Here is an 8,587-nt window from a genome sequence, read left to right as displayed (position 1 = left end):
CTCGTCCCAAAAAGGTCAACAAAGACATCCTTAATTCCTAATCCTAAATATTCTCCTTTTCATTCTCTTGGATTTGCCCAGTTCTCCATTCTCTGGGTTACTTTTCCTGCTCTTTTTCTGATTAGCTTAATCAACTTAGTCTAAACTCCAGTCAGGGCTTTGCCGCACTTTTAGTCAGGATCGGCTCTCCTGCTTGTTCTCCGAAACCTCGTGGTAAGTCTCTTGGTTGGAAATCTGGGCGCAAGCGCGATCCTTATCCTCGCTTTCCTATCATCAAAAAACGACGCTTCTCGTCCCAAAAAGGTCAACAAAGACATCCTTAATTCCTAATCCTAAATATTCTCCTTTTCATTCTCTTGGATTTGCCCAGTTCTCCATTCTCTGGGTTACTTTTTCCTGCTCTTTTTCTGATTAGCTTAATCAACTTAGTCTAAACTCCAGTCAGGGCTTTGCCGCACTTTTAGTCAGGATCGGCTCTCCTGCTTGTTCTCCGAAACCTCGTGGTAAGTCTCTTGGTTGGAAATCTGGGCGCAAGCGCGATCCTTATCCTCGCTTTCCTATCATCAAAAAACGCGCTTCTCGTCCCAAAAAGGTCAACAAAGACATCCTTAATTCCTAATCCTAAATATTCTCCTTTTCATTCTCTTGGATTTGCCCAGTTCTCCATTCTCTGGGTTACTTTTTCCTGCTCTTTTTCTGATTAGCTTAATCAACTTAGTCTAAACTCCAGTCGTAGAGATAGGTAATCCCGTTAATTCTCCCTCTTGTCTGCACTTGGGCTTTTAGTCCAACGTTCTCCTCAGTAAGTTTTGCCACAAATTCGGTTATGGTCGGTTGGTTGGCAACAGCCTTGGCGATCGCCTCCTTTAATTGCGGCACAATGGCATCAAGGTTGACTACTTCTTTGACTCGTTCTGGTGATAGTCCGTGCCATATTTCAGGAAGTTTGAGTGTACTTCTGTCGATCGCTAAGTCTGCATCTTTCTTGCTGGCGGAAATATGGATATTTGCGATGAACTGACTACCAATGGGCATATAGGCTGCGTCATTGTGGACAACACCCATATTTTTCCATTGGTCGCCTGTTTGGACTTGAATTACTCTCTTGTCATAGATAGGACTTTGAGGATTGGCTTCGATCGCTATCCTGCAATTTAGGGATTCATGGGGTTGCCATTGTCGATCTTTGAGTTCGTTGGTTTCATACTGCAAGCCAATTACTTTGATTTTTTCTACCTGTAATTCTTGTAATCGGTTGGCTACGACTTCCGTAAACATTTTGCCCGCGATCGCGCGGTTGTTGTTATGCCATAGTGCGGCAGCTCGGCGTTCGCGTTCGGATTCTGGAATTGCATCGCGTTGGGTTTCTAGATATTTCTCGGCGGCGGCAAATTTGTCGTCAACGTCATTTTTGGAGATTCCCAGTTGGAATTCTAGTTTCAGGTTGCCGAAGATTTTACCTGTTTCAATGGTTTTCCCATAGGCGGCTAAGGTGGCTGGCGAGATCAATCCCACGTCAATTTTGTCCCGATCGATTAGGGCGACAGCTTTGTAAGGATATTGTTTTTCGGTCTTCCAGTCCTTATTCTTTGCCATCTGGATATCGACGGTTTCTCCTTTCCTTGCTATCTCCCAAATTGGCGACTCGCCATCGGGGTCGGTAGCGATCGCACTGACGATTTCGATTTTGTTACCTTTGCTAGAAGTAGCGGTGAGGGCGATACCTTCTTCATGTTCTAGGCGACTACGACTGGCGACGGCTTCGGAGATGAGCTTGTTGTAGTGCGTGGCGATTCCCTTGGCCCATTCGCTATCTGCGGCGGTATGGCTATCTTTGGGGAAGATATGGTCAAATCGGTTGTAATTGCGATCGCCAATCAAACTATATTCCTTATAAATTTGATTGGCTTGTTCCACCATCCAGCCAACGGGGTCTTGGGTATTGGTTTTGATGCCTTCAGCACCGATATAGGCATAGCTATTGTCTTTGTCTTTTATCCATTCCACCTGTTTGTATTTGGCGACTTTCTGACAGAATTGAAATTCATCTTCATTGACTTTTCTGGCACTTTTGGGCGTATCGACAGCACGCTGTAAATTCACAGCGGCTAGGCTTTCTAACTGCCACAACAGTCTCTCGGTTTTGGCTAAACCTTGGGCTACGGCAGTCGCTTTTTCTGGTTCGGGTTGGTTGGGGATGGTACTGGCGATTTGGGTAATCTCGGCAATCTGATTCCTCCATGCGTCATTGAGAATGCGAAAGGGTTTCTTAGGATCTTTGTCTTCGGCAAGTAGCTTTTGGAAATGTTTGCCAATGTCTTGCAAGTATTCAGGTCTTTCAGATTCTGGGATATATTGCGTTTCCCATCGCAAGGCTTCTAGCCTCATGCCCAGATTCGCAACTCTTCCTGTGGGATTATCGGCAGCATTAACGGCTGCACTGGCTAAGGTGGCAAATCCATTGGCAGCATCGCGGGGAATCTTCTTTTCTTTTTCAACTTGAATTGGTTTGTTCTCTGGCAGATTCTTGTCGATAATTTCTTGGATTAGAGTCGGATACTGATCAATGATTTTCTGGGAACTGGCTTGCTGTTCGGGAGATAATTGGCTGGGAATAATCCCCACGCGATCGCCATCAAAGTCAATTACTAGTCGTTTCGCATCGTTGGGATTGAGGTAGCAGACTCCTCTCTGCCGATAGGCTTCGGGATCTAGTTCGCGCAAAACTGTGAGGTTATTCGTAAATACGTCGAAGTTGGCGGCATTGGCGACGGGACTGCGATAGATAGCAACTTCAGATCCATCGGGTAGTCCTGTAAAACTGACTTCGCCTTCTTGCAGTTGGTTGTGGGGTTGGGCAATGCCACTGGGGACGTAAACGCCTCCTGTAGCGACTTCTTGCCATTCGCTCTGTAGGAATTCTCGCAGTCGTTTGGCGATGTCTTCCATTTCTAAGATCTGGCAATGACCGCCTTCAATCAGGTCAGTTTTGAGGATGTCATACAGCCAATCTTGGTATTCTTCGTTAGGGGAATTTAATGGCTCTCGGTCAATTTCATTGGCTGTTGTGTTTTCTTGTGGGCTCAATCCCAGTTCCAGTGCTAGTTCTGGCTCGATGATTTGGGTAATGTTAGCGCGATCTGTGACTTCCTCTTGTCTCTGCTGTAGACGCTTTTCATGGCGTTCGATATACAGTTGGGCTACTTTGCGCGGGTCGGATTGGGCTTCAGCGAGGCGTTCGGCTTTGATTTTCAGCTTGGGGAGTACGTCTGCTTGGACTCCTTCTGGGAAGAAGACTAATGCTTGGGTTCCCAACTTTTGTTCGGTGAATCTTGCATCTTCTTTCCTTGACCAGAATAGGCTAATCTCATGGATTCCAGTGGTGGTAGTTTTGTTGTCGCCTTTGATGCTCGATTTGGCGATAATCCCATCAACTTCTAGGGCTTGACAGAGCAAACTGGCTCGACAGGTTCCTTTGATGACACCCTGCCACTCAGGTACGGCGGCACGATATTGAAATGGACGATTCGGTTCGGCTTGCAGTTGGGTCGCGAGATCTGGTGAGATCAGGCTATAGCAGTCGCCCAGTTTACTGGCGATCGCTCCCATTGCTTTGTCACTAATAGTGATGCCATTGCTAAGGGTGATGGGTTGCTTTCCCCAATCCGCTTGGTAAATTCCTGTGGCTAGGTCTTTATTCAGGGTTTCATCATCAATGATGAGGATTCGCGATCGCTCTTTAAATATGGATGTCTTGGCTTCGGAGACGGGCAAACTGCCATAGGCGACGGCATCGCTATGATTGGTGAAGATTTCTTGGCTTACCTTTTCGGCGATGGCGCGATCGCCAAAGTAAGCGGTTCTTCCATTGGTAAGAATTAGATATAGGTCTTGTTCTTGCAGTCGCTCGATGTCTCTTTCGGTGATGCCATCGTACATCTTACCGACAGCGAGTTTACTCGGCTCAATATCTTTCCCGATCTTCAGTTCGAGGTAGCTATGCTCGACGGTTTTCACGGGCAAGGGTAACTCTTGCCCTGTCTTCAGGTCAATCTGTCTAAATTCCATCTCGTCATTTCTCGCTAGAATTCAAAGTCAATTTCTACTTCTTTTTTTGGTTTAGTTCCTTGTGTTTTCGGTTTTACTTTTTTCTTTTTGGGCTTTGGTTCTGCATCTTCGTCATACAGTGAATACTGTGATTCATAGCGGGCGATGTCATCAAAGCTGGCTAGTCCTTCGCTCAGCAGTTCGTCGTAGGTGTAGCCTGCATCAATCTTGGACTGAATATTGTTTCTCATTGGTTCCTCTTTAAATGCTTAGGATTGAATACAATGGGTTTCGGAAATTGACAATCTAGAGAGTATATTCTATCAATTTCTCTGGATTGGTGTTTGAGAATATTGTTGGTACAAATTCTGGGATTGTCAATACTCCATTATGGTAGTTTTAGCTTCATCGGCGAATCGCTAGATTTTCCAATAGTCTCCCGTTAGCTGTATTCTGGTTGTAGTTTCATTTCTTCTGTATGACCCTGCTCAATCTCAATCAAGCTGATTTGTCCGACATTCGTTTAATTGCTTCCGATGTTGATGGCACTCTTACCCAAGATGGGAAATTCTCTTCTGATTTCATCTCGACTCTTCTGGATTTACAATCAGCAGGAATTAAAGTCCTATTGGTGACTGGTCGTTCGGCGGGTTGGGTTAGTGCTTTGGTGAATTATTTACCTGTGGCTGGGGCGATCGCGGAAAATGGTGGTTTGTTTTTACAGCCCAATGGTCAACAAGATTTGCTCTCTTCGGTTCCTAATCTATCTAGACATCGTATTCTCTTAGAAAATACTTTTCATCACATTAAGCAGCTATTTCCTCATCTTTATCCTTCTGCTGATAATCAATTCCGCATTACTGATTGGACTTTTGATGTCAATGATTTATCAACCGATGATATTCAAGCCATCTCTTCGCAATGTCAGCAAATGGGTTGGAGTTTCACTTACAGCAATGTCCAATGTCATATCAAACCACCTCACCAAGATAAAGCTACTGGCTTAGAGATGGTACTCAAAACTCATTTTCCTGAAATCAATTCACAGCAAGTGCTAACTGTTGGCGATAGTCCCAATGATGAAGCAATGTTCGATCCTACCAAATTTCCCATCTCGGTCGGCGTAGCAAATGTTCGCCATTATCAAGACAAAATGCTGTATTTACCAAAATATTTTACTCAGGCTCCTGAGTTTGCTGGCTTCCAAGAGTTAGCCATGCTATTGCTTAAAAATTGTGTCACAGATAACAGTATGAAAACGAGGCGATCCTATGCAGGATAAATACAATAAAATTTTGATCTTTTTTGATCTTTTATAGATCAGATCTAGAGTGATCGATGTATGCTTAAATTGCAGTTTTTTATCTACAGGAGATTACTTACCTAGTTTTCCCCTTCAAACACAAAAAAGCCAGTGGGACGAATCACTAGCTTCTTTGTAAACCCGAAGGTTCTATTAAATTCAATATCCAGGAATGGACAGATGTTGCTTTGAGAGTGCAATTTTGTTCAGTGCTTCTTTTTATCTTAACGCAAGATACAAGATTAGCAACAGTTTTTGCTGCAAATTTTTAAATAATTTGTAAAAGTCAATAATTGATTGTCGAACTGAATTCAAAAAGTCTGTTTATTTCCTGGTTGAAGTCATTACAACCCATACAATCAGGATAATCTAAATGTTTTTATATTTGCGAGACTTGCCACAGCAGATCGGAGAAGTGATCGCCTGTGGCAAGCAAAAAGGAGGTCAATCAGCTTGACCTACCAAGAAGATCGTATTTGTAATACTTCCGATCTTAAATTCACAACCAAAGGCTTAGATCCAAAATCATTAACCACAACAGAATTAGCAGCGCAAACCTTTGCGAGCTTTTTCCCATATTCGTGGAATTTTATCTATGCCAAAAATATAGATCGGACGAGTAAACCAGAATGGAAAACCGAAACGCGCTATCCGATTACAGGAAGGCGACTGTACGACTATTGGGCTGATAACGAAACGCTAATCGGCGTAAGATTTGACAACCAAACCGAATACGCCCTCCTCGACATAGACAAAGGCAGCCCCTACCACCCCAGCAACAACCACGAAAAATTTAAAACCGTACTGCAAGCCCTAGAAGACATAGGACTAGTCAGACCGCTAATCGTACAGAGTTCGCATAGCGAAGGACTGCATATCTACTATCCCCTCTGGCAAGAAGTACCCAGTTTCGGCATCGCCTGCGCGATCAAAAGCTGCCTGCAAAAAAACAACTGCGAAATCGCCGCAGGAGTAATCGAGAGCTTTCCGAATACAAAAAAATACGACTCAGAATACAACGGACATCGACTGCCCCTGCAAACAGGCAGTTACCAACTCGACAACGACCTCCAAATTATCGGACGAGATCTAAATCAATTTGTCGAAACATGGCTGACCGTGCAAGAGCATCAAGACATCGACCTATTAAAACAGGCGATCGCCGAAGCCAAAGCCAACTATCAACCACCCAAAGACAACCGCAAACTAATTAAATGGCGGGAAGACTTAGAACAGCAAATCCAACAAGGATGGACAGGACAGGGACAATCCAACCAACTGTTATATCTAATGGGCAAATACGCCCGAGTCTTCTTAGGATGTGAAGAAGACGAAGCGATCGCTGAATACATCACCAAAACCGCCAAAACCGCCGCAGGATTTATTAAATTTTGTGGCGATATCAAGAGACTCGAACAAAAAGCCAAAGACATCGCCAAATGGTGTATGAAACATCATTTCCCTTGGGGAAGCAAAAAGGAAGAACAATCAAATGACGAAAGTGAAGATATAAAAAACAAAAAATCCCAGAAACAAGCAGAAAGACTCGAACGCATCCGAACAACCGTAAACGAGCTAAATAAAACAGGAGAAATGCCAGAAACAATCCGAGGGATGGCACAAGCGATCGCCAAAATAGCAAAAGTATCAGTAGAAACCCTATATGACAATAAACAGCTATGGCATCCAGAATTCACCGAATCGCGTAACAGCACAAATACAAACAATTCCGCCCCATCCCCCATAGCGATCGCCCCCCCGATCGAACAAGCTGAAATCCAGACAGAAAGGACTGTTACAGAAAAAGCCCTATATAAAGCGTTACCCCCCTCTGAAACGCCCCTGCGAGGGCAAGAATTGCCAAAATTTGCCGACGTTGATTTTCAGGTCGCGACGGACTTGCCAAAGTCGTCACAAAAAAGTGGCGATCTGATGTGGATCGAGACACATGGCAGGCTAAGTTCGCCAAAAGCTGAAATTTCTAAGGTCGCGATCTCCCAAAATCCATCTACTCGCACGGCTAATGCCGATTGTTTGCGACCCTATGAACCACCAAAATCTGAGCCTATATCAGCGATTGGAAGCAGGATAGGCTATCTGCGAACTTTACTAGAAACGCCTATTTTTCGTAAGAGTAAATCTGCATCGGAAATTGCTAGCTTGCAAGCCGAACTAGAAAAGCTAGAACGCGATCGGCAGACAAACTCCAGTCCCTGATTGATCGTCCGAATTTTGCAATGTTGACAAATGGTGATGATATTGTGCTTGTGAAGCTAGAGGGTAAGCAATATGGAATGTCTCAGGTTGTGTCTCCTCTGGTTAATCAGGGTGAGTTAGAGGTGGCATGGCAAGTTTTACGCAAGATTGCAGAAATAGAAGTTTGATGTATAGATTAAGGATTTCCACCAGTTCTCTTTTTTTCTTTGTCTATTTGACGCTCTACCGAATTAATCATGTCTTTTACCCAATGAGACATTTTAGGGTGTTTGCGCCATGATTTGAATAGTGTTAAGTATGTTTCAAGCTTAGCAGTTTCAGCTCTATATAATTGTAGACGGGATTCTAGAGCATCGCAAAACTCTTCAATTTCACCAAATTCATTGGTCAGTTTTACTAAAGCTGGATGCCATTGACTCTCACCTGAATCTTTTTTCTCAAGTATAGGATAAAAGTTACATAAGAAACGTAATCGTTTTTTTGGGTCTTTCTTAGCCCAATTGATATATTCGGTTTCAGGGACTCCAAATATTATACCTGCATTATTTTGAGATTTTCCATCGGTATATTGGAGGTGTCCAACAAGTTCTTCCAAATAAAAAATTTCTGATGGAGTCCCAATTTCAAAGAAATTAGATAAAGCATTCCATAACAAAATCGGCTTTTCTTTAACTAATTCTTGAATTACACTTCTAAAATCGTTGTCTAGTATATGAAAAACTTCTGTTGTCTTAACTTGACATAACCGTACAACTTGATTAATTAGTCCAATTGCAAATTTATCATCAATTCCGCAAAAATTATGAACCAAAAGAGTTGTTTTTTGAACGCATATGCATGATTTATTACTGTTCTTTCTATTTGAAGAAGGTTTGGTGCAGTAACTAGTTGTTGGGAGCATCTCAATTAGGCACTGAGTATAAATACTTAGGAGAAAAGAGGGATAAAATAGAAATAAATTAACCCGTCCAAGCAAATGACACCAGAAGAAAAAGGAAGACTTGAAGCCTGCACCAGAGA

General features: G+C 43.2%; 5 protein-coding genes and 3 pseudogenes. 5 read left to right on the top strand and 3 right to left on the bottom strand.

Going from position 1 to position 8,587, the window contains the following annotated elements:
* Positions 1-149 precede the first annotated feature (149 nt).
* Both PSE7429_RS27785 and PSE7429_RS27780 read left to right on the top strand, forming a co-directional pair.
* Positions 150-330: pseudogene (locus PSE7429_RS27785) on the top strand (NF041680 family putative transposase); the annotation flags it as partial.
* Between the two features lie 109 nt (positions 331-439).
* Positions 440-619: pseudogene (locus tag PSE7429_RS27780) on the top strand (NF041680 family putative transposase); the annotation flags it as partial.
* A gap of 95 nt (positions 620-714) precedes the next feature.
* On the opposite strand, the gene PSE7429_RS26755 reads toward PSE7429_RS27780, so the two are convergent.
* Positions 715-4,068, bottom strand: coding sequence for a hypothetical protein (locus PSE7429_RS26755; RefSeq protein WP_009628355.1), 3,354 nt, complete (start codon positions 4,066-4,068; stop codon positions 715-717).
* Positions 4,069-4,082: 14 nt separating this feature from the next.
* On the bottom strand, positions 4,083-4,298 hold the full coding sequence (locus PSE7429_RS16225; RefSeq protein WP_009628354.1) for a hypothetical protein: 216 nt from the start codon (positions 4,296-4,298) through the stop codon (positions 4,083-4,085).
* A 227-nt stretch (positions 4,299-4,525) separates the two neighbouring features.
* Between PSE7429_RS16225 and PSE7429_RS16220 the strand changes: the two genes are divergently transcribed.
* The 3 genes from PSE7429_RS16220 to PSE7429_RS24550 all read left to right on the top strand — a co-directional run bounded on the left by PSE7429_RS16220 (position 4,526) and on the right by PSE7429_RS24550 (position 7,734).
* Positions 4,526-5,329, top strand: a complete 804-nt coding sequence (locus tag PSE7429_RS16220) for an HAD family hydrolase (protein ID WP_009628353.1) — start codon at positions 4,526-4,528, stop codon at positions 5,327-5,329.
* A 474-nt stretch (positions 5,330-5,803) separates the two neighbouring features.
* On the top strand, positions 5,804-7,567 hold the full coding sequence (locus PSE7429_RS16215; RefSeq protein WP_009628352.1) for a hypothetical protein: 1,764 nt from the start codon (positions 5,804-5,806) through the stop codon (positions 7,565-7,567).
* Positions 7,568-7,587: 20 nt separating this feature from the next.
* Positions 7,588-7,734, top strand: a complete 147-nt coding sequence (locus PSE7429_RS24550; protein WP_009628351.1) for a hypothetical protein — start codon at positions 7,588-7,590, stop codon at positions 7,732-7,734.
* 8 nt (positions 7,735-7,742) lie between these two features.
* Here the strand turns inward: PSE7429_RS24550 and PSE7429_RS16210 are convergent.
* Positions 7,743-8,587, bottom strand: a pseudogene (locus PSE7429_RS16210) (hypothetical protein); the annotation flags it as partial.

The organism is Pseudanabaena biceps PCC 7429, assembly GCF_000332215.1.
GTDB lineage: Bacteria > Cyanobacteriota > Cyanobacteriia > Pseudanabaenales > Pseudanabaenaceae > Pseudanabaena > Pseudanabaena biceps.
Note: the sequence above shows the minus strand (reverse complement) of the source record. Positions and strands in the feature narration are given on the sequence as shown.

Excerpts from the sequence above, each read along its gene's own strand:
- PSE7429_RS16220 (WP_009628353.1), top strand. The coding sequence starts at position 4,526 with ATGACCCTGCTCAATCTCAATCAAGCTGATTTGTCCGACATTCGTTTA.
- PSE7429_RS16225 (WP_009628354.1), bottom strand. The coding sequence starts at position 4,298 with ATGAGAAACAATATTCAGTCCAAGATTGATGCAGGCTACACCTACGAC.
- PSE7429_RS24550 (WP_009628351.1), top strand. The coding sequence starts at position 7,588 with ATGTTGACAAATGGTGATGATATTGTGCTTGTGAAGCTAGAGGGTAAG.
- PSE7429_RS26755 (WP_009628355.1), bottom strand. The coding sequence starts at position 4,068 with ATGGAATTTAGACAGATTGACCTGAAGACAGGGCAAGAGTTACCCTTG.